The organism is Rummeliibacillus sp. JY-2-4R, assembly GCF_053847205.1.
In genome coordinates this window covers 629,494-650,493 of the sequence record NZ_CM132623.1, presented here as the reverse complement: position 1 = coordinate 650,493, position 21,000 = coordinate 629,494, and the positions used below count along the sequence as shown (strand labels likewise).

The 21,000-nt window shown below is 33.9% G+C and carries 23 protein-coding genes; 8 read left to right on the top strand and 15 right to left on the bottom strand.

Annotation, left to right across the window (positions count from 1 at the left end):
* Positions 1-31: 31 nt before the first annotated feature.
* Positions 32-262, bottom strand: a complete 231-nt coding sequence (locus ACWV26_RS03050; protein WP_455896905.1) for a DUF3850 domain-containing protein — start codon at positions 260-262, stop codon at positions 32-34.
* A 147-nt stretch (positions 263-409) separates the two neighbouring features.
* Positions 410-1,267, bottom strand: coding sequence for an immunoglobulin-like domain-containing protein (locus ACWV26_RS03045; protein WP_455896904.1), 858 nt, complete (start codon positions 1,265-1,267; stop codon positions 410-412).
* 416 nt (positions 1,268-1,683) lie between these two features.
* On the opposite strand from ACWV26_RS03045, the gene ACWV26_RS03040 reads away from it, so the two are divergent.
* On the top strand, positions 1,684-3,312 hold the full coding sequence (locus ACWV26_RS03040) for a tetratricopeptide repeat protein (protein WP_455896903.1): 1,629 nt from the start codon (positions 1,684-1,686) through the stop codon (positions 3,310-3,312).
* A gap of 443 nt (positions 3,313-3,755) precedes the next feature.
* Here the strand turns inward: ACWV26_RS03040 and ACWV26_RS03035 are convergent, their stop codons facing one another.
* Together ACWV26_RS03035 and ACWV26_RS03030 are read right to left on the bottom strand one after the other, a co-directional pair.
* Positions 3,756-4,046 (bottom strand): DUF2653 family protein, encoded by a 291-nt coding sequence (locus ACWV26_RS03035; protein ID WP_455896902.1) that lies wholly within the window; start codon positions 4,044-4,046, stop codon positions 3,756-3,758.
* Positions 4,034-4,507: a hypothetical protein gene (locus ACWV26_RS03030; protein ID WP_455896901.1), complete on the bottom strand. Its 474-nt coding sequence runs from the start codon at positions 4,505-4,507 to the stop codon at positions 4,034-4,036. Before ACWV26_RS03030 ends, ACWV26_RS03035 begins: the two co-directional genes overlap by 13 nt.
* A 249-nt stretch (positions 4,508-4,756) precedes the next feature.
* Between ACWV26_RS03030 and ACWV26_RS03025 the strand changes: the two genes are divergently transcribed.
* Positions 4,757-5,143: a PaaI family thioesterase gene (locus tag ACWV26_RS03025; RefSeq protein WP_455898165.1), complete on the top strand. Its 387-nt coding sequence runs from the start codon at positions 4,757-4,759 to the stop codon at positions 5,141-5,143.
* Positions 5,144-5,308: 165 nt separating this feature from the next.
* Here ACWV26_RS03025 and ACWV26_RS03020 read toward each other — a convergent pair whose 3' ends face one another.
* From ACWV26_RS03020 to ACWV26_RS03010, 3 genes are all read right to left on the bottom strand, one after another.
* Positions 5,309-5,890: a competence protein ComK gene (locus ACWV26_RS03020; RefSeq protein ID WP_455896900.1), complete on the bottom strand. Its 582-nt coding sequence runs from the start codon at positions 5,888-5,890 to the stop codon at positions 5,309-5,311.
* Positions 5,891-6,348: 458 nt separating this feature from the next.
* Complete coding sequence (locus tag ACWV26_RS03015) at positions 6,349-6,630, bottom strand: DUF5658 family protein (protein ID WP_455896899.1); 282 nt, start codon at positions 6,628-6,630, stop codon at positions 6,349-6,351.
* A gap of 266 nt (positions 6,631-6,896) precedes the next feature.
* Entirely contained in the window at positions 6,897-7,106 is a 210-nt protein-coding gene (locus ACWV26_RS03010; RefSeq protein WP_455896898.1) for a hypothetical protein, read from the bottom strand.
* Positions 7,107-7,321: 215 nt separating this feature from the next.
* Here ACWV26_RS03010 and ACWV26_RS03005 point away from each other — a divergent pair, with 215 nt between their 5' ends.
* Together ACWV26_RS03005 and ACWV26_RS03000 are read left to right on the top strand one after the other, a co-directional pair.
* On the top strand, positions 7,322-8,962 hold the full coding sequence (locus ACWV26_RS03005) for a pyridoxal phosphate-dependent decarboxylase family protein (RefSeq protein WP_455896897.1): 1,641 nt from the start codon (positions 7,322-7,324) through the stop codon (positions 8,960-8,962).
* Positions 8,949-10,646, top strand: coding sequence for a methyl-accepting chemotaxis protein (locus ACWV26_RS03000; RefSeq protein ID WP_455896896.1), 1,698 nt, complete (start codon positions 8,949-8,951; stop codon positions 10,644-10,646). Before ACWV26_RS03005 ends, ACWV26_RS03000 begins: the two co-directional genes overlap by 14 nt.
* 272 nt (positions 10,647-10,918) lie before the next feature.
* Here ACWV26_RS03000 and ACWV26_RS02995 read toward each other — a convergent pair whose 3' ends face one another.
* The 4 genes from ACWV26_RS02995 to ACWV26_RS02980 all read right to left on the bottom strand — a co-directional run bounded on the left by ACWV26_RS02995 (position 10,919) and on the right by ACWV26_RS02980 (position 13,893).
* Complete coding sequence (locus ACWV26_RS02995) at positions 10,919-11,725, bottom strand: LysM peptidoglycan-binding domain-containing protein (RefSeq protein ID WP_455896895.1); 807 nt, start codon at positions 11,723-11,725, stop codon at positions 10,919-10,921.
* A gap of 268 nt (positions 11,726-11,993) precedes the next feature.
* Positions 11,994-13,175 carry a LysM peptidoglycan-binding domain-containing protein gene (locus ACWV26_RS02990; RefSeq protein ID WP_455896894.1) on the bottom strand — a complete coding sequence of 394 codons (1,182 nt, stop codon included), beginning with the start codon at positions 13,173-13,175 and terminating at the stop codon, positions 11,994-11,996.
* A 215-nt stretch (positions 13,176-13,390) separates the two neighbouring features.
* Entirely contained in the window at positions 13,391-13,585 is a 195-nt protein-coding gene (locus tag ACWV26_RS02985) for a gamma-type small acid-soluble spore protein (protein ID WP_455896893.1), read from the bottom strand.
* Between the two features lie 47 nt (positions 13,586-13,632).
* Positions 13,633-13,893 (bottom strand): hypothetical protein, encoded by a 261-nt coding sequence (locus tag ACWV26_RS02980; RefSeq protein WP_455896892.1) that lies wholly within the window; start codon positions 13,891-13,893, stop codon positions 13,633-13,635.
* Between the two features lie 206 nt (positions 13,894-14,099).
* Between ACWV26_RS02980 and ACWV26_RS02975 the strand changes: the two genes are divergently transcribed.
* Both ACWV26_RS02975 and ACWV26_RS02970 read left to right on the top strand, forming a co-directional pair.
* Positions 14,100-14,726, top strand: a complete 627-nt coding sequence (locus tag ACWV26_RS02975) for a LysE family transporter (RefSeq protein ID WP_455896891.1) — start codon at positions 14,100-14,102, stop codon at positions 14,724-14,726.
* A gap of 84 nt (positions 14,727-14,810) precedes the next feature.
* Complete coding sequence (locus ACWV26_RS02970; RefSeq protein WP_455896890.1) at positions 14,811-16,067, top strand: MFS transporter; 1,257 nt, start codon at positions 14,811-14,813, stop codon at positions 16,065-16,067.
* A gap of 35 nt (positions 16,068-16,102) precedes the next feature.
* On the opposite strand, the gene ACWV26_RS02965 is transcribed toward ACWV26_RS02970, so the two are convergent.
* The 4 genes from ACWV26_RS02965 to ACWV26_RS02950 all read right to left on the bottom strand — a co-directional run bounded on the left by ACWV26_RS02965 (position 16,103) and on the right by ACWV26_RS02950 (position 19,188).
* Positions 16,103-16,366 (bottom strand): YqhV family protein, encoded by a 264-nt coding sequence (locus tag ACWV26_RS02965; RefSeq protein WP_455896889.1) that lies wholly within the window; start codon positions 16,364-16,366, stop codon positions 16,103-16,105.
* Positions 16,367-16,611: 245 nt separating this feature from the next.
* Positions 16,612-18,045 carry a 4-hydroxyphenylacetate 3-monooxygenase, oxygenase component gene (gene hpaB / locus ACWV26_RS02960; protein WP_455896888.1) on the bottom strand — a complete coding sequence of 478 codons (1,434 nt, stop codon included), beginning with the start codon at positions 18,043-18,045 and terminating at the stop codon, positions 16,612-16,614.
* Positions 18,046-18,551: 506 nt separating this feature from the next.
* On the bottom strand, positions 18,552-18,824 hold the full coding sequence (locus tag ACWV26_RS02955; RefSeq protein WP_455896887.1) for a hypothetical protein: 273 nt from the start codon (positions 18,822-18,824) through the stop codon (positions 18,552-18,554).
* Positions 18,825-18,915: 91 nt separating this feature from the next.
* Positions 18,916-19,188 (bottom strand): hypothetical protein, encoded by a 273-nt coding sequence (locus ACWV26_RS02950; protein WP_455896886.1) that lies wholly within the window; start codon positions 19,186-19,188, stop codon positions 18,916-18,918.
* A gap of 177 nt (positions 19,189-19,365) precedes the next feature.
* Here ACWV26_RS02950 and ACWV26_RS02945 point away from each other — a divergent pair, with 177 nt between their 5' ends.
* Positions 19,366-19,740: a hypothetical protein gene (locus ACWV26_RS02945; RefSeq protein ID WP_455896885.1), complete on the top strand. Its 375-nt coding sequence runs from the start codon at positions 19,366-19,368 to the stop codon at positions 19,738-19,740.
* Positions 19,741-20,341: 601 nt separating this feature from the next.
* Entirely contained in the window at positions 20,342-20,962 is a 621-nt protein-coding gene (locus tag ACWV26_RS02940) for a GntR family transcriptional regulator (protein WP_455898164.1), read from the top strand.
* The last annotated feature ends 38 nt before the right edge of the window (positions 20,963-21,000 follow it).

Below are 21,000 nucleotides of genomic sequence, written 5' to 3'. Positions count from 1 at the left end.
TTATTTTGCCATGCTCATCATTCTACTTTCATTATTTAATGGACATAACAATATATCCTGGCCTTTGCTCATAATCTGTAATGTATGTGATCTGTTTAGTTATTATAGAGCCCGTAAATTCTTTACCATTCCATTCTCTTAAGACAAGCCAATCACCTACTTCAAAACCTCCGTTATTTCTGCGAATTTCAAAAGTTTTTCGCCCATTCCATACATCTTTAAAATATTGGGGTAAAATTTTTAAACCATATGTTTTAATCATTTAAAAACACCATCCTTACATAACACATACCCATTCTCGTGATGTTTATTAATAGAAATTAGTAAAAGAGCTATATTAAAAGTTAATTCAATCGCTTTTAATATAGCTCTTCATTTATAGATTTCTAGTTTCTACTATTAGAATGTTCTATTTTTCTACAGTTTCTGATTGTTCACCTTGAGTGTTTTGATCTTCTTTTTCAGCTTGTTCGCCTTGATCATTTTGATCTTCTTTTTCAGCTTGTTCACCTTGAGCGTTTTGGTCTTCTTTTTCAGTTTGTTCACCTTGAGCATTTTCATTCTCATTTACAGGAGCAACTGCTTTTAATTCAACGATTACTTTCACTCTTACATTTGAAGTGTTGAAATTAGCATCTTTGGCAGTGTATTTAATAAAATAAGTACCTGGTTTTGTTGTATCGATTTTATCCAATTTGTGGCCACGAGAATCGAAAATAGTTGATGTAACATCAACAGTTTTGTCTAAATTGTCTTTTGCTGTTGCAATTGGTGCTTTAAATTCTTCACCATTTTTAACAAAGTATACAGGTTTTGCATCTTTTTCAAGAGTAATGATTGGAGCAATACGATCGGCTACAATTTTACCGTTTTTGAATTGAACGTTTTTACCATTCAATTCATAGATACCGTTTGCAAGAACGCCATTGAAGTAATAACGGTCACGATTAGCTTTCCCAGTGAACTTTTTACCTTGTTTATAGTAACGGTGTCCAACTTCACCTGTGAATGCTTTACCTAATTTATAGTATTTACCTTTGTAGTTACCAGAGAATTTTTTGCCATTTTTATAAAGGTTTGATTTAAAAACTTTATATCCTTTGATTGTTTTATGAGTTTTTGAATCAATTAGTTTACCATGTGAAATTTTGTGTGTATTTTTTGCAGATGCTGTTGAATCAGTTACCACTACTGCTGAAGTTAATACAGAAGCACCTAGAGCTAATGCTGCTGCAGATTTTGTGAATTTTAATGCGAATGTTTTCATGTTTAAAACTCCTCTTTTTTCAAAATTGGATTCCCCTGTTGTCAAGCTCATATGTATGGATTCCATTCCACATTTCTCTCCTCTTGGTAATCCTTGAGAATATATTAGCACAAAAATTTACTATTCTTCGTTACAATTCGCGCATGATTATTAAATCTACGTAACATTATGTTATTATAATTAAATTTGGGAATTTATTTGTAAAAAATCCTTTTCATTTCTATCCTTCCACATAAATCATCATGGGCCATATAATATATCAATAACGTTTCTTCAACGTTAAATTTTTGTAACATAACACTATAAATTGATTTGGTTTTGTATAATATTTTTATGTATTAATCAAATAAGAGTAGCAAATTAGGTGTAATCTAAACTAATTTCAATACGTAAAGCAGTTAAAGGAGTCACATCATTTGAATAAATCGTTTAGCACAGATAATTTGGCAGAACAAATTGCAAAGCAAGTTGATGAAGAAACAACGCCTAGTGCGAGAAGCTATATCTTACTTGCCAAACTTTTCGAAGAGTTGAAACAACCGAAAAATGTTAAGTATGTTTTGCAAGAAGGTCTTCAACTGTATCCCGCAAATATTCAGCTTCATCGCTCGTTATGGAAATTTTATACGAAACACCACGCTAAAAATGAGAAGATTTTGCATATACCTAGAACGGTTAAAAGGTATGTAAAGAAAAGACCGCTTCAATATTTTGAACATCTACAAAATGTTCTGTCCAAAAATAATCAATTTAAAACATCACTTACGGTTAGTAAACAGCAGTTACAAAAAAGTCCACAGGATATCGAGTTATTAACACAAGTAATCCAACAGTTATTAAATTTAGGGCATTTTGAAGAGGTACTACCTTATTTTGAACAGCTTAAAGTGTTAATAAGTGAACCCACTGAGCTCGCCAAAATTAATATGAAAATCGGTATGGTTCATATGCTTTGTGGAGATTTTGAGGAAGCTGACAAGCAATTTGCCTATTGCAGAGAGGAATATGCCGATATTCTTCCTGAAATTTCTGCTGATCACTATGTAAAACTAGTTATTTTCAATAATGGCGAAAGCTCAATCGAATTCTACAAATCCATTCATCCTACAAAACGCGTCGTTGCAACGTTCGATGCAATTGACAAAACGGATAAAGGGCTGCCATTTGCATATAATCTATTGAAGAAAATGTCTGTTGATTTAATCTCACTTCGACGCAGAACAATGAGCAATTACCATCAAGATTTAACGCGAGAAGACTATTATCAAGCAATTGAAAAGTTAGTACTTTATTATGATAAGCGGTTTGCGTATGGAACAAGCTTAGGTGGATACAATGCTTTATTTATGGGTTCCATGATTCCAGATATTCATATTCTAGCGTTTGCTCCTAGAAATCCTGTGCATCCAACTTATGGTACCAAGGAAAGAAAGTATAATAAGTTTACACATCCGTTATCACACCCTGTAAATACAAAAGTACAACCAATTGTTGCTTATGATTCAAAAGAGAGAATTGATAATCCTTATATTACAAAAGAAATTCAAAAGTCTTATCCAAATGGGATTTATAAACATTATGATTTTGCCGGACATCGAGTTCCTACTTATTTAAGAGAAACAGGTGTTTTAAAGGAAATTGTTAGATTGTTTTTAAATGAAAAGCCAATCCCTGAGCATGACCGTCAATTACGCAGAAAATCGGCTGAATATCATCGTGTGTTGGGAATACATTGTAGAAGACATAACAAATTAAATTGGGCACTCAATCTCGCTAATCGATCTATCGAATTAGCGCCCAAATATGATCGTTCATTAGCACTTCGTATTGAGATTTTGATAAAAATGAAAAGATATGATGAAAGTATCCACTATACAAAAGAAGCCTTAGAAATCCATCCAAAATCAGCAAGATTCCATTTACTATTGGCGGATGCTTATGCAGGAAAAGGCGAAAAGGCAACAGCAATTGAGTTTTTAACTGTAGCTAAGAAAGCAGTGAAGTCACCGAAGATAAAAGATAAACTAGCAACTTTGAAGAAATAATGTGGCTTGTATCATAGACGAGTTAGAGAGTTTCTTCTATTATGAATATATTTCATAGAGTTCAAGCAATCCTATTTTTTGAATGAATAGGATTGCTTTTGATTCATTTGTGTGGAAAAGTAAACAACTGAATAAGCCAATAGTAGATTATTGATAAAAAGTTTATGACTAGAATCTTTTATAAAAATTAGTACTTCAAATTTTTTGAAGTGGAACTAGCGAAGACTCCCGCGGAAAAAGCGAGACAGGTGAGGGCCCCGCACGAAGGAGGAGACTCACCTCTCGTCCGCAGGAAAGCGAAGCTAGTTCCACTTCATGTAAAATAAAATTAGTATTAAATCAGTTTTTCAATGCCCCCTATGCAGAAGTGGTTATATTCCAATTTAAAACAAAAAACACATTAGAATCCAAAATACTAGATTCTAATGTGTTTTCATTTTAAATTATTCTACGATTGCAACCATGCCCTGCTCATCATCAATTTCTAAGCGAACACTTGCTGCATAGGCGTCGATATTCATTTCTTCTTGAAGAAATGTGCGAATAGCTGATAGCATATTCGCTACTCTATACGTGTCCATTCGGCCGTTGTAGTAGGCTTCTGCAGAATATCCTTCCTCGTCATCGAAGCAAAGTTCGATTTCCACGTTTTCAGGCATAACGTTGATTTGTCTTGCATGGTAAACGCATAATGCATTGATCAATTGATCTTCGGATAAAGTTATTGTCTCCATGAGTTACGATCCTCATCTCTACGCTTGTTGCGTTTAAACATTTGGAAGATTTTCATAACGATCATGATCAACACTAAGATAGCAATCACATTGACAAGTAATCCGAAGAAATTACCCATTGCGCCCATATGGCCTAACATACCGCCAAATAGCATACCTGCTAATCCACCTACCATCATCCCTTTAAGGAATCCGCCTTTGTTAGTAGTAGGATTTGTTGTAGTTGTTTTATTATTATTTGTTTTATTACCAAAAATTGAGTTTTTATTGTTGTCTTGTGTATTTCGGTTTGGATTTGTATTAAAAGAATTAGTGTTTCCATTTGAATTGAATCCACGTTTTCCTGATTTGTAAGATTTCGCTTCAGCTGTAATCGTATGGCTTTCCATTACAATCGTACCAACTGTTGAAAAAGTAAGTGTTGCTGCAAATAAAGCTGCCGCAAGTTTTTTTAATTTCAATTAATATTCCCTCCATAGATGGTTTGTGATGTATCACTTACTACTATTCTATCACCTCCTTCATCTTTTATAAAATGAAACGCTAAGTTATTTCGATTTATTCTCATTTTTCGACAAATTTAATGGGTCTTGTTTTAAAGTCATAGCGTCTCACTTTTTGAGCACAATAACAAAACGTAAACGAAAACTCTTTTCTAAAAAGACTTAAAAAGTTATAGTTAGTAACAGGGGGAGATATTATTGACAACGATGAAAACAGTACAACAACGTTTTGAGGATAGTACTTTCTGGCAAACACTTGGATTTGAATTCGTTCAAGCTGAAGATGGTATGGCTGAAATTGCCTTTAACTATAGAGAAGATCTTACAAATGTCGTTGGAACCTTACATGGTGGCGTATTTATGGCAGCACTTGATACCGTAATGGGCATTGCAACACATACACTCGGTTTTGATAAAGTCGTTACGATTCAATTGGAGACAAGGTTTCTGAAACCAATTACGCAAGGACGTGTACAAGCACTTGGTCAAGTGATTACTAAAACTCGTTCAACTGTTATTGTGGAAGGGCGGCTATATGACGAAGATCAAGAACTTGTTGGCCTTGCTACATCCACCTTTAAAGGAATCATGTAATTCCTTTAAAGTAGTATGATAATGATTACTGCAAAAAATTCATGTGATCAACACAAATTAATACAATGAAGAAGCTTCCCTATTAACTGAAAAGAATGTAGACAATTCTTTTCAAATTTTGGGTCGCTTTTTTATTACCTTCTTAATTATTCTTTTTATTAATGGCTATTTGATATTGGAATCCTCATCATTCCCCTCTTCTCTCATATGTATTTGATAATTCATATCATGATGATCTTTAACAATTTCAAATTGTATAAAGTCGTTCTTAGAAGAGATGAACATATGGGTTGTACTATATTCGAGTCGACATTTTAATTCGTATGCATTACTGATGCGCGTTTTAAATTTGTTATAATTGACCTCTAAAGTAAGTGATGAATTGTTTGTAAAAATAATGTGGGTACTTTTGTTAGGATTTTCATGATAGCTTTTAATATGATTTAGCGATAACCATACACAGTCATTCTTCTTTGGAGAATCTGTCGGGAACCAAACAAAATGATATTTGAGGTTCATGATAACTGGGCACATATTTACTCTTCCTAGAATATAACGCGTTCCTTCATGTGCACCTTTTAAACTAGAGCCATAAAAACGCAAATTCATATCCACAAGTTCAATCGGACTTAGATGTGACTCTATAAGATGGTCTACTTCTAGAATATCTGTTTGAACATTTCCGAAGCCATTAATCGTTGGTATAAATGCGATAGTATTTTCATTTACTGTATAAATTTCTTTCATTCTGCTCGAAAGCCTCCTATAACGAATCCTATTTACATAAACGGTTAGTATACTGTAGATTCCTCTAGATGCTGCACGCTCCATTTGACAGCATGAACTCCATTTAACAGCACAAAGTAATCATCCTTTCCTTATTCATAAATGAATCATTCAAAGTAATAGTAAATTTAGCATACTCATATAATCCATTTATCTCAGTTTAGAGTTAGGTACAAACAACTGTCAAATTATGCTTGTTTTTCAATTATCCATAAAATGCGTTTTGTAAAAAGTTCGTGAAATGTTTATACAGAAGCATTTACTACATATTTACAGCGATTTTACAATTATTCTTTCCTTTGCATTTATATTCGATTCATAGTACAAAAATCTTATTAGCTATTAGGTTTCACCACAGCAAACTTAATTTATAAATTAACAATGATTTATACTCAATAAACAGTTCTACGTAATACTTTTTATAAAATCATTCCAATCCAGATGAAATGTATAAGTATGATTACACTATATATACATACTGCAGTGATCATTAAAAAATTTATGAGCTTTGTTGGCCGGATTTTGCTCAAAATCCACACTAAGAATAGTGGCATCATGATTTTCATCCCATAGAATCCTACGATATCATTTGTATAAATCCAATTCATCATAGGATTAGCTTCTGATATATGATGATGTCGAATCCCAAAGTCCGTGAATAGTGCATCTAAAGTACATAAGAATAGTAGAACTGCCCCCATTATAGGAAGTTTGTATTGTAAATTGGTCGAAATTTTTTCTTCCAGAGTTAATTCCCCCTTTAAATTCAGTTCCCTAAACTAAAGTCTTGCGCATAATAATGCAATATATTCAAAAAGACTTGAAATACTGAAAGCTTTTATTAAATAAAAAATGGTATCCATCTCCTCAAAATGACAGAGATTTGGATACCATTTTTCTTTTCTGATTATGGATTTAATTGTTTTTGACCTATTACGAAGATATGTCAGTAACAAGCTTCTCTAAACTACATCCATGGATGCCCAGGGTTCCACGATCCTTGATGCCATTGATGGCTTGGATAGTGATGATGTGGATAATAATGAGTTGGGTAATAGTGATGATGATGTGGATAGTAATGAGTTGGGTAATAGTGATGGTATGGATAATGATGGTGGTAATACTCTTCATGTCCAGGGTGGTGCCCATAATTTTGTCCGCCATATGGTTGAACCATTCTTCTTCCACTCCTTCTTTATTCTTCTTCATAACATATGAGTGGATTTTATAAATAGCTGGGCGTTTATCCTATTTACAAAATTGTTAGAATTTTCATTATTTTACTAAATAGATAGATTTATTTATATCCTTTATATATAATGTTATGTATTATGAACTATATTTAAGAAATTTATATTCATGATATAAGAACTAGAAGAGGTGTTTATTATAGTGAACAAGATACATGAACTTTTTCAAAGTGAAGATGGTAATAAGGTACAGAGAGAACAGCTAATAAAATATTTGGAGGAAATTCTAACTTCAATGGATACATTGAAAGATCCATCGAAGACAACACTTGGCCCTATGCAAGAACGTTCTTCAAATTTTTATCAAGAATTAATGGAAAATCATACAGTTCCAATGGAAGGTTTCGAATTAGATACTGTTGTACATGAATTAACAAATTTAATGAAAGGTCATCCATTCCATACACATAATTTTGTCACAAATGTTTTACCAATGGCGAGCGTTCCAGGGGTATTAGGTTTATTTGTGAACTCATTATTAAATGGTAATAATCTATGGGATGTTTATGGTCCTGCAGCGACAGAATCTGAAGTAAAAGTCATTTCTATGATGTCTAAGTTGGTTGGCTATGATTATAAAAAAAGCTTTGGTTACACAACTTGGGGTGGACAAGGAGCTGTATTTAGCGGCTTACGAGTAGCAATCGCAAAACAATTCCCTCATGCCAAAGAAAAAGGGATTCCAAATAACTTATATTGCTTTGCTTCTGAAAATGCACACTACAGTTTACTCAAATCCATTGAAGCAGTAGGAATCGGAAGCAATCATTTAGTCCGTGTCAAAGCTGGAAAAGACCATTCTATGGATATGGATGATTTACAAGAGCAATTAACGAAGGTTGTTGAAAAAGGCGGAATTCCAGTTTATATCGTTGCGACTACTGGTGCTACTGACAGTTTTGCAATCGACGATATTAAAGAAATAAAAGAAATTACAACTACTCTTGAAAATCGATACAGCTTAAAGCCAATACATATTCATGCAGACTCAGCTTTAGGTGGTTTCTATGCATTTTTCAATGATTATGATTTTGAACAAAATCCCCTTCACTTTGAAGATGAAGTGCTTGAAAGCTTAAACGTCATTCGTTCACGCATGCAGTACTTACACATTGCTGACTCTTTATGTTTTGATTTCCAAAAACTTGGTCAAACGCCTTATCTAACGAGTCTATTCTTAGTAAAAGATGGTAGTGCATTAGGCCTTCTTGATTTAGAAGATTTCGATACACCTTATGTAGGAAATCGTGGATACGGCTCTTATCATACAGGCTATACACTTGAATGTTCTCGAATGGGAAGCTCCATCGCAATCTATGCAGCCCTTATGGCGTTTGGAAAAACAGGTTATCAAAAAATACTAGCAAATTATGTGCGGGTTAACCTTGCATTCCGTAAACAACTAGCAGTGGAAATCCCATCATTACAAGTTGTTAACGTAACCAATATCGGACCGATTACTGCATTCCGCTTGTATCCTGATAGCTTCAATTGGATTGCTGAACAAGCTGGAAAATATACGGAATCTGAAATTGAAACAATAAATAGATTAAATTCTGATCTATTCGAAATATTAGGGAAACACCGTAATGAAGTATTCTTTGGCGATACAACACGTGTATGTACAGTGGAGGCATCTGACAGTAAAAATCGTATACCTGTTGGGGTAGCTAAATTCTTCTCAATTTCTCCATATACAAATGTAGAACATATTCCAGCAATTATTGAGTCACTTAAACACTCAATACATGAGCAGGAGGAAGAAAATCTTGAAGTTATTTAAGAAAAATAAACATTCACTGTTTCTAAAGTTTGTTTTATCCTTAACGATTCCGATTGCCATTTTTTCTTTAATATTCGGAATTATTTTGTACTACTCTTCAAACAAAATTATTAAAGAACGTGTGATGAGTCTATTTGATGATAAATTACAGCTTGTTTCTGATGAAGTGATGACACATCTAGATTCTGATCTTGTTAGTAATGCAGATAACAACGATAAGGTTGCATACGATAGATTATTAACAGCATTAAATAATGCGAAAAAGGATCATGGTATTGAGAATGCTTATGTTCTATCTCGTTCAAATGGTAAGGAACATATTGTTGCTTTAAGTGATACAGATAACCATAATGCTTCCTATACATTTGATCCAAAGATGAATGATGCAATCGATCAACAAAAAATTAAGTTTAGTGATATTTATAAAGACCAATATGGTATTCATAAATCCATCTTCATACCATTTAATGGTACAGATATTATATTTGGTTTAGATATGGATGCATCATTTATCAATAAAGTACAAAATGATACTTTATGGACTGCAATTATCCTTACAGTATTGTTTGTAGTAATTGGGGCTGTCATTGCGTTCATTATTAGTAAACAAATTATTAAGCCGCTAAAAGCAATCAAACGTTATGTAGAGGAAGTTGCAAAAGGAAATTTAGCAGCAAAACAATTTAAGATAAAAGGTAAAGATGAGATCGCACAACTATCCCACGGTGTTTATCGTATGGTAGATGATTTAAGACATCTTATTACTCAAATTAGTATGAATGCCGAACAAGTTGCCGCAACGTCAGAAGAGTTATCCGCATCGTCTGAACAAACAAGCGCTTCTATCGAACAAGTTACCGCATCCATGCAAGAAGTAGCTGCAGGTTCTGATCAGCAAACCGATTCGGTCGAGAAAATCGGGGCTAATGTTCATGATATTTCGACTAAAATGGACCATGTTACAACCTATGCAAAACAAGTTACTTTAAAGGCAACCGGTACGACAACAACTGCTGAGACTGGTAATGCAATTATTCAAAATGCGGTTGAGAAAATGAATAGTACAAATGAAAAGATTCATTCCACTTCTGAAGTGGTAAACCGATTAAATATTTATACAAAAGAAATTGGCCAAATTGTTTCGCTCATTACTGAAATTGCCGATCAAACAAACTTACTTGCACTGAATGCCTCAATCGAAGCAGCACGTGCAGGAGAACACGGTAAAGGATTTGCTGTTGTAGCTGAAGAAGTCAGAAAACTGGCTGATCAATCTAGAGATGCTGCAAGCGATATAAGTAATCGAATCAATTCTATCAAAGCAGAGTCATCCAATGCGGTAGATTCTATGGCAGAAAGTTATGATAATCTTCAAGAAAGCGTAGAAGCTTTCGATCAAGCAGGCGAAGCTTTCAAAACAATCTACACAGCCGTTTCCGATTTAACAACGCAAATGGCACAAGTCAATAAAAGCATTGATGCCATGAATACAGGTGTTAACAATATCGAAAACTCAATGGAAGAAGTAAGCGTAATTGTTGAGCAAAATGCTAGTAGCATTCAAAATGTAGCTGCTGCCTCAGAGGAACAATCTGCAAGCATGGAAGAAATCACCGCTTCCTCTAATAACCTTGCATCAATGGCCGAAGAACTTCGGACATCCATTGCAAAATTTAAGGTTTAGTAGTTATCTGGATAATTGATATTTGAAAATGCCAAGACTTATTTATAAGTCTTGGCATTTTTTATTCGCCATGAATTTTATATCTCTATATCTAGACTGCTAATGTTTTAAATTATCTTCAGCAGGGTATTAACTAGTATCGGCTTGGATAGGGCGTTCTAGAAATATGGATTCTTCACCTAACACATGGATAAAAAAAGAAAACTCTGTCATTGTTAATAACTGAGTTCTCTTTTCAAATTCAAGATTTAAATTATATTTCAATCAACGGATTATAAATGTCTGTATCCAGCAAAGTGGCTTTTCCAATAAGATTCATTAACTGAGCTTACTTGTACTTTTGTGCCACTTGCACTTACAAATTTTCCGTTACCCATATAAAATCCAATATGTGAGATTCCTGATTTATATGTATTTTTGAAAAATACTAAATCCCCCACTTTAGGTGAGCTTGTAGCAGTTGACATAGAATAGAAGCCAGCAGCTGAAGTACGTGGAACTGAAATACCTGCTTTGTTATAAGCATAATAGATTAGACCACTGCAATCGATTCCGCTTGGTGATGATCCACCAAATACATATGGTACACCTTGTAATGATAATGCGATTGAAACCGCATTTGATTGTTTAGTAGTAGAACTTGATGTTGAAACACTATTACTTACTTTTTTAGTTGAACCTTTGACTTTCAATTTTTGGCCAACTCGAATATTTGTTGATTTTAAGTTATTCCAACTCATCAATGTTTTGTATGATACGCCATATTTTTTAGCAATTCCTGATAGTGTATCACCACTTTTTACTGTATAAGTTGATGTAGTGGTTGTTGTTGTTTTACTAGCTGTTTTGCTAGATTTGATTTTCAACTTTTGTCCTACTTTAATTGTAGAAGATTTTAAGTTGTTCCAGCTCATGATATTTTTGTATGACGTATGATATTTGGCACCAATTTTTGATAAAGTGTCACCTGATTTTACTGTATATGTATTAGTTGCAGCTGAAGCAGTTGATTGTTCGCCTATACTTGAAAATAGCATAATCGAACTTAACGCTACCGCCGATATGATTGTTTTCTTCATTTATATTAACTCCCTTAATATTCTATTTACAAACTCTATTATAAAGAGCTAATGTAACAGGAATGTAATAGGAGTATCAAATTTATGTTACAAATATGTCGGTAGAAGTTGAAAATATACTAAAAAATACATATCTATTCTATTAATTCTGATTTTGGAGACAAAATAGTATTCTCTATAAAAAAGGCTCACTAATTTAGTTAAGTGAGCCCTCTTCCTATAGAAAAAATTTCTACATGTTTATCTTATTTTCTGTGCTAGGCACTGATTATAAATGTCTGTATCCAGCGAAATGGCTTCTCCAGTATGATTCGTTAACTGAGCTTACTTGTACTTTTGAGCCACTTGCACTTACAAATTTTCCGCTTCCCATATATAGTCCAATATGTGAGATACCTGATTTATATGTATTTTTGAAAAATACTAAATCTCCTACTTTAGGTGAACTTGTAGGGCTTGATATAGAGTAAAAGCCTGCAGCTGATGTACGTGAAACAGAAATACCTGCATTTTTATATGCATAGTAGATTAATCCACTACAATCAAATCCACTTGGTGTTGATCCCCCGAATGCATATGGTACTCCTTGTTGAGACAACGCGATTGATACCGCTTTTGACAGGTTTGAACTTGAAGATGCTGTTGTAACACTATTGCTTACTTTTTTAGTTGAACCTTTCACTTTAAGCTTTTGACCAACTCGGATATTTGTTGATTTTAGGTTATTCCAACTCATCAATGTTTTGTATGACACGCCATATTTCTTACCGATTCCTGAAAGTGTATCCCCACGTTTTACTGTATAGGTTGAAGTTGCTGTACTTTTCTTTGTTGTTGATTTACTAGTAGTAGTTGAACCTTTGACTTTTAGTTTTTGGCCAACTCGAATACTTGTTGATTTTAAGTTATTCCAACTCATCAGTGTTTTGTATGACACACCATACTTCTTACCGATTCCTGAAAGTGTATCCCCACGTTTTACTGTATAGGTTGAAGTTGCTGTACTTTTCTTTGTTGTTGATTTACTAGTAGTAGTTGAACCTTTGACTTTTAGTTTTTGGCCAACTTGAATATTTGTTGATTTTAAGTTATTCCAACTCATCAGCGTTTTGTATGACACACCATACTTCTTACCGATTCCTGAAAGTGTATCGCCACGTTTTACTGTATAGGTTGAAGTTGCTGTACTTTTTGAAGTCGTTGATTTACTAGCAGAAGTGCTAGATTTGATTTTCAACTTTTGTCCTACTTTAATTTTCGTAGATTTTAAGTTATTCCAGCTCATAATTGTTTTGTATGATGTATGATATTTAGCACCAATTTTTGATAAAGTGTCCCCTGATTTTACTGTATATGTACTAGTTGCTGCTGATGCAGTTGATTGATCGCCTATGCTTGAAAATAACATGATTGAACTTAATGCTGCTACTGATAGAATCGTTTTCTTCAATTATCTTAACTCCCTTAATATTTAATATGCAGAATCTATTATAGAGAGCTAATGTGACAAGAATGTAATAAGAGCATCAAATTCATATTACAAATTTACCAACAAAAGTTGAAAAGTTAATAAAATTTACATAATCCCCAATCTATTAAACTTAATTTTGATAAAAAAAGGACCACTAATTAAAATTAGTGAATCCCTTTAGTATAAAAAAATATTTACATATTCATCTGATTTTTCTTTTTTATCTCTTCTGGGTCTGTATCGCTGTAAATTGCAGTTCCTTGTCCATTTGTTTTGGCAAGCATTGCTTTTACTTCATTGTAACTCATTCCAGATTCAGCGTTTTTACGTTTCACTTCATTGATATCCGTTCCAACAGAAGTAAAGCCATCCCGTTTAAAATTTGTCAACTTAGCACCTCCATCTCTCCTTCTTACTATTTCCGATGATCCACCAATTATGAGAAAAAGTTATTGTGATTCATTGCATCTTCTTTTATCTTTTTACTTTTGTCGACTCTATGATATTCGGAAATTTGAATAACCCGAGCTTTCCCTGTATTTAATTCATGATAAATCCCCCTTGAGTCTGTAAAGGAAATATACTGATCTCTTTCACTCTGAACTAGATGTTCAGCCTCTTCTTGTGAATCAACAAAGATAAACCTCCTAACATAATGCTCTTGATCAAAAAAGTATGTGACTTTAAATTCTTTCATTTTTTAACTACACCTCATAATTTTCATCTGATTTTGTGCCCCTGACAGTTATAGGCAATATCTCTTTAAGATATCCAACAAACAACATATAAAATATTTTTTGTAAATGAATTTATTTGATATCAATAATGCACCGAATAGTGTTTGTCTCATCAGAATAGGATAGTAGGAACCATTATTTGTATAATCGAGATGGAGGAAAACATATGAGCTCTATTTTACCTTATTTTTTTCTGGGAGTTTCTTTAGCTGCTCCAATTGGTCCAGTAAAAGCAACCTTACTAAATCTAGGAATCAAAAATGGCTTTTTTCATGCATGGTTTTTTAGCCTTGGAGCAATTGCAACCGATTTGACTTATATGGTTTTAGTTTACTTAGGGATTGGACGTTTTATTGAATATCCATTTATCAAATCGATTTTATGGTCATTTGGTTGCTTCGTATTACTGTACACAGGGATTGAAAATTTACTTACCCTTCACAAAATGAAGTTGGAATCAAACTTTAAGAAAATGTCACGTTTGCGGCATTCATTTCTTTCTGGATTTCTAATTGCCCTTTTAAATCCTTTAACCATTCTTTTCTGGCTAGGAATTTACGGTTCCGTTCTTGTAGGCGGTTCCCATAACTTAAACCATATTCAAATTGGACTTTATAGTATCTGTATTTTGTTAGGTATTATTTTAGTCGATTTCATACTAGCTTCTGTGTCAAGTGGTTCACGGAAGATTTTATCCACTAAATTTCTAAATGGTATATCCATTATTTCCTCCATTTCAATGATTGGATTTGGAATTCGATTTGGTATGCTTGCTTACGATTCATTATTTTAAAATAGTTATTATTAATTAAGCGCTTCCACATAAATTAAACACTTCTGGAAACAATATTAGTATTAAATCGATAGAGGTGTTTTTATGCAAAAAAGTGCGCCTAGCGAAAATAAAGTTAGCATATTATGCATCATAAGCTTAGCGTCGATTCCTCTTGTTATGACACTAGGCAATTCAATGCTAATCCCTGTTCTTCCTATCTTAGAGAAGAAAGTAGGTATCACTTCGTTTCAGTCGAGTATGATAATAACCAGTTACTCTATTGCTGCAATCTTACTTATTCCTGTAGCCGGTTATTTATCAGATCGCTTTGGCCGAAAAATTGTTATTTTGCCAAGCTTAGCCTTAGCACTGATTGGTGGTCTTATTTCTGCATTCGCATCATGGAAACTAGAGAATCCTTATTTCATCATAATTATTGGACGTATTCTGCAAGGTGTTGGTGCTGCAGGTGCCATGCCTATTGTTATTCCATTAGTAGGTGACCTTTATAATGGTGATGATGAAAAAACGACAGCAAGCTTAGGCATTATCGAAACTTCTAATACATTTGGTAAGGTTCTTAGCCCTATCCTCGGTTCGCTTTTTGCAGCTTTTTTATGGTTCTTACCGTTTTTCTCTATTTCCGCTTTTAGTCTAATCTCCATTATTTTAATTCTCTTCTTTGTAAAAGCACCAAAGGAAAAAGACGAACCAATCGCATTCAAGGAATTCGTCCAAAATGTTAAAAAAACATTTAAACGTGATGGGAAATGGTTGTTCACAGTTTTTCTAAATGGTATTTATGTCATGCTCGTTCTTTTTGGCATGCTATTTTTTCTGTCTGAAATACTTGAAAAAATCCACAATATAGAAGGCATAAAAAAAGGTTTTGTCTTAGCTATTCCACTACTCATGCTATGTATTGCATCTTTTATAACCGGACGAAAAATCGGTACCGATCTTAAAATCATTAAAAGAATGATATTAATCTGCTTAATCATTGTTTCAATTAGTATTGTATTCGTCGGTTTTTTTAAAGAAAATTTAATTTTTTTGTTGATCATAACAAGCATTGCTGGTATTGCCTTAGGTGCCCTACTCCCTGTACTTGATGCAATCATTACAGAGAATATTAAGAAAGAAGAACGCGGTACAGTAACATCTTTCTATAGCTCTGCTCGGTATATTGGCGTAGCTGCAGGTCCTCCCATCATGTCACTCGTCATGAAGAACCATTTAAACACAAGTTATATTATTGCCGGTATTTTAGGATTTATTTTATTATTTATAGTGATCAAATGTATTGATATTGATGCCATAGGCAAGAAATCAAAAGACACTCCGGAAACGGCAAAGTAAAAATGACTGATTCGCGGTACGCGAATCAGTCATTTTTATTTAGTATTTAAACTAACAAGAATAAGCGTTATGCCTGCAAAAAGGCAAATCATTCGTGGGATTGAAATTTTATCTGCTAGTCCAAACAAAGCAATTGCCGTTGTAACGATTAAAACAGTGGGCCCAACAAGAGCCAACATTGTGTTAATATAAAAAGCCTTTTCTAAACTATTGAATTTCAGCATAAACAAAGCTGCCGTTACTTCAAGACTTCCTGACATAATACGCAAAATAACCATCATAAGAAGTGACTTATCCAACTATCCATCATCCAATCTTATTAAATTTACTGTATGGAATGCTCGTCTCTTCACTATATGTACGATGTGGTATATATATTTTTAAAAAATAACCACCTGATTAAGAGAAGTAATCAGATGGTGGAAGTTGATGAAATATTCTTTTAAGAGCATTCATTTTTAGGACTTAAATTTTTATCTGAACAAATTTGAGCATTACCTAAGACTTAAATATTTTATTGGCGTGGATTCTCCTTTTGCTGAAGCTATTTCAAGAAATTTTTCACATTCTCCACATATGGCTTTTTATCATAATCGCTATAGAGAGCCATTCCGACTTTTACTGGATCTCCAAAGAAGAATCGTTCATATAGTGTTTGCCGTGTACCGAATGAGCTCATTGTTGCATCCCAAGCTAATCGAAAAATTTTAACACGCTCTTCTGCTTGATTCCCTGCAGATTGCAAATATAAATCTAAATCCTTTCGAATAGGAGATTGGAATGCGTTCTCTGTTGGAATGGACATGAGCCCACTCGCACCTAATAGTTGAACGATTTCTGTAAATCTCGGATATACTTTCGGGAAAAGACTAATCGCAACTCTTAAAGTTACATAGTCAGGTTGCATTAAGCCGGCTTCATTTATTTTTGCCTCGACCTCAGACTTAATGAGTAGCGCCCTTAAAGACTCAAGCGCAATAATCACTTCCGTCGCCTTTTCTTGAACATGTTGGTATAAAGAAATATTGATTGATTCAATAATAGATTGAACAATCCCCAACATAAATTCAGTTTTGACAATTTGTCTGGAAAGTACTTGATGCAACGCAAACGGTTGAAACGAACTTTGGCTTAAGAAACTTTGTGCAACATCGATATTGTCATAGAAAAAGACACGATCCCATGGAACGACTACATTATCAAACACAACAATCGTATCCATTTCTTCAAATCGAGAGCTTAATGGGTAGTTAAATTTTGAATCGCCAGGAGCGAAGGACTCTCTGCAGATAAACTTAAGTCCTTTCGTATTACTTGGAATAGAAAATGCATAACCACTCTCATCATCATAGGGTCTACCAGGTGACAAAAACAGCATCTCATCTGTAATACCACCTTGTGTTGCGAGTAGTCGAGCTCCTTTTACAACTAAGCCTTCCTCTGTTCTATCAACGATCTGCGCAGCAATTGGCTCTTTTGTTTTTTCCCAATAAAGATTACTTCGATCGACTTGTGGTTCAATAAAAGTATGAGTCATAGATAAATCATTTTCTCTTACATATTCATAGTATTTCTTGATATTCTCGGGGAAGCAATTCTCTTCGCCTTCTATCTTATAAGCGGATGATGCAAATGTCATTAACGTTGTATTCATATAATCTGGGCTTCTCCCCATCATCCCATTACTCTCTCTAGCCCACAGCTGCACCATCTCTCTTTTACGGACCAAATCTTCTTTCGTCTTCGGCATTAAAAAAGAAAGCCCCACAGCATCACCTGTTAAAGGAGAAATATAAGTCATCTTATCTTTTAAATTATCATCATTTTGCAAATCATAAAGCCTAGCCTGACTCTTCATTACTCCCTTAAACGCTGGATGCTCAGAAATATTCCCTTCTACCTTTTTACCATCAAGCCAAACATTCGACTTCAAGTTATTTATCCGATTAATATATTGGCTCCCTGTAATCGCAGGCATATTGTCCCTCCTAAAGTAATCTAAAACCCAATCGTTTCCATCAGTTATTCGCCTAAAATTATAGTATGAAAAGGAATATTGAATGGTTACTAATGTCGAAGGGGTATGGGAGGACTTAAATTGATTTGAGCTTTTGTAAAATAATCTACTTTTAGGACTTGAATTGTCGCCAACGTGGATTCATCTTGCTTTTGCGTGGATAAATGGTCCATTCCCGTGGATAACTCCCTGTTGTGCGTGGATTTCTTGTTTATAAACGCGGATTTATTTTCACGGTGATTGCTTTTGGTTAGACCTTATCTCCTATCGCGCTTAATTTGAACATTTCAAGTGGATTCTCCACAGTTCACTGTGGATAAATGACCAATTTCTGTTGATAATATCCTAATTAATATGAATTTTCTAACAATATATGTGGATAACCAGACCAACAACAAAGTAATAAAAAAGAGAACTCCGTCACACTATTAGACAGAGTTCTCTCATATAAGGCCTAATTTCCAATTTTATTTGGTACCATATTTTTGATCTAGCATTTCATAAATCTCGTTGTAGCTAGGACCAGATTCGGCATTTTGTCGTTTCACTTCGTTAATATCCGTTCCAGTCCATGTATACTTTTTTGGCTCATCATGGTCGATAACTTGACTTGTTGGGGTTGACCCTATATCATGCTCTGCGATGATATCTCTAATTTCGTTATAAGATGGTCCTGATTCGGCATTTTGCTTTTTTACTTCGTCAATGTCCGTTCCAACAGATGTAAATTTTTTGCCCATTCTTTCACCTCCGTCCTTCGTATAGGTTAGTTTTCCATTTGAGAGACATATTATGAATAGAAATCATTATTTTTATAATTTAAAAACTGCTTTACTCTGCACCAATTTGGTTTTCACTGTTTTCAGTTGATAGTGGTACAACTGGTTGCCCTTCTGCTTCATGGATACTGAGTCCACCGGAAGAAAATAGCGGAGTTTTATTATAATCCACTGGATGGCTGTAAGCTGAGGTTTGCGTTCCTCCAAAATCGCCAACGATGGTTTTAATCGCATTGTTCGTTGCATCTGGTTGAGCGTTTTCCTCCATCACTTTCTTCAAATCAATGTTTCGTTTAGAGTCTTTTTCCGAAAAATCTTTACCCATTTATTCACCTCCAATAACTACTTTTATCCTTCCACAAATAACATGAATTATAAGATATTTTTATTGAAAGCTTTCGATAATTGGTGACAAAACTTCCTCAATTACCAGTGAACGTATACTTTTTCACTTTTATGGAAAGGATGGTTTTATCTATTAAGGAAAAAGGAGGTGGAATGTATGCTTAAGAAGTTAATGAGTGTTGTTTTAATAGGTTTGATATCTTTCGTAGCAGGATCGTATTATACAAAGAATAATCCTTCCACTGACCTCTTTGATTTGAAGAAAAATGGCGTGAGTCTATTTGCTTCTACACCTGAAAACATTAATACCGCAATCGACGATTTGAAAATTGTCATCACGACTTCATTGGATTTCATGAATAGTAAGATTGACAATTTACTCATTCCGGAAAACGATGGTTCAAATACAGTTAAAGAAAAGCCATCCAAATCAACAAATCAACTAGACAAGCCAGTGAATGATTTGCAACAAATAGATGTCGACCATGAAGATAAAGAACAAATGCCGGCAAGCGGCGGGATGGCTATTTAATTTATTTATTTATCTATCTAACTTATGAAATTAAACTATTCAAAAATAGGCGATTTCTATAAATAACTGTCTAACTCTTTTTATCTCCATTCATTTTATAGAATGGAGATTTTTATTTTTAGGGAGATTTTTTGTGTTGCAAATAATGTTCTTGCAACACACATGCTCTACTTGCATTTTTTGAACAGTTATTTGCACTTTTCAAATTGTATTTGCATATTTGATATTTTAAGTCTTATAGAAAGGTCATTTTTAAATATCTAGATACTAAAACAGCCCACAGATTTCAAAAACTGAAAACTATGGGCTCTATTTATCTATAAAATTGTCTATCGAAACCTATACTAAGAACCTTTTGAGTTTTTTTAATATTTCGCGTATAAAGCCCTTTCGAAAAAGTTTAATAATATTGTATACATTTTATTTATTGTATACAATTTTATATAATTTGTATACAAACGAATCTATTTTAATAGTTCTTTTATAGTTGAAAAAATATTCTTTTTTATTTGATATTGTTTTAAATAATAATTAATCCTTTTAAAACATAGTGCCTCACTTTATACTTTAACTAAGAACTACAGGACTTTAGGAGACGATTATATTGAGAAAAAAGGAAAATGTGCCAGCTTATGTACAGGCGTATGAATATATTCGCGATCACATATTAAATGGCGAATTGGAGCGCGGGACAAAGCTCACAGAGGAACGACTTGCCGAAGAGATGGGAATCAGTAGAACGCCTATACGAGAAGCCATCCGTAAACTAGAGCAAGAGGGTCTCATCCAAAAAAAACGTGTTGTGAATCCGACTGATACAGATCTTCGACATATTTTCCAAGTGCGTATCCTACTAGAAGGGTTTGCAGCAAAATTTTGTGCAAACTACATGACAGAGAAACAACTAGAAGATTTAAGAACTTGCGTGGAAATCGGCACTACCGGTAATACCGAGGAAATTATGGCAGCAAACTATGATTTCCATCAAATCATCGTAGGTGCAACAAACAATCCCATGATTATTGACATCATCGACCGCATGCAATCCATTATCTATCTTTTCCGCAAAACCGTAGTCTACCACAAACGCCCAAATTTGATAGAAGAACATGACAAAATCTTTCAGGCCATCCTTTTGCATAACGGGGACGAAGCCGAAAGATTAATGAAAGAACATCTTCAAAACGATTTGGACTTTTGTTTAAATCGAATTTCGGTTTAATTAATATTTGGCTTGTTTGATTGTCAGCGGATAATTTT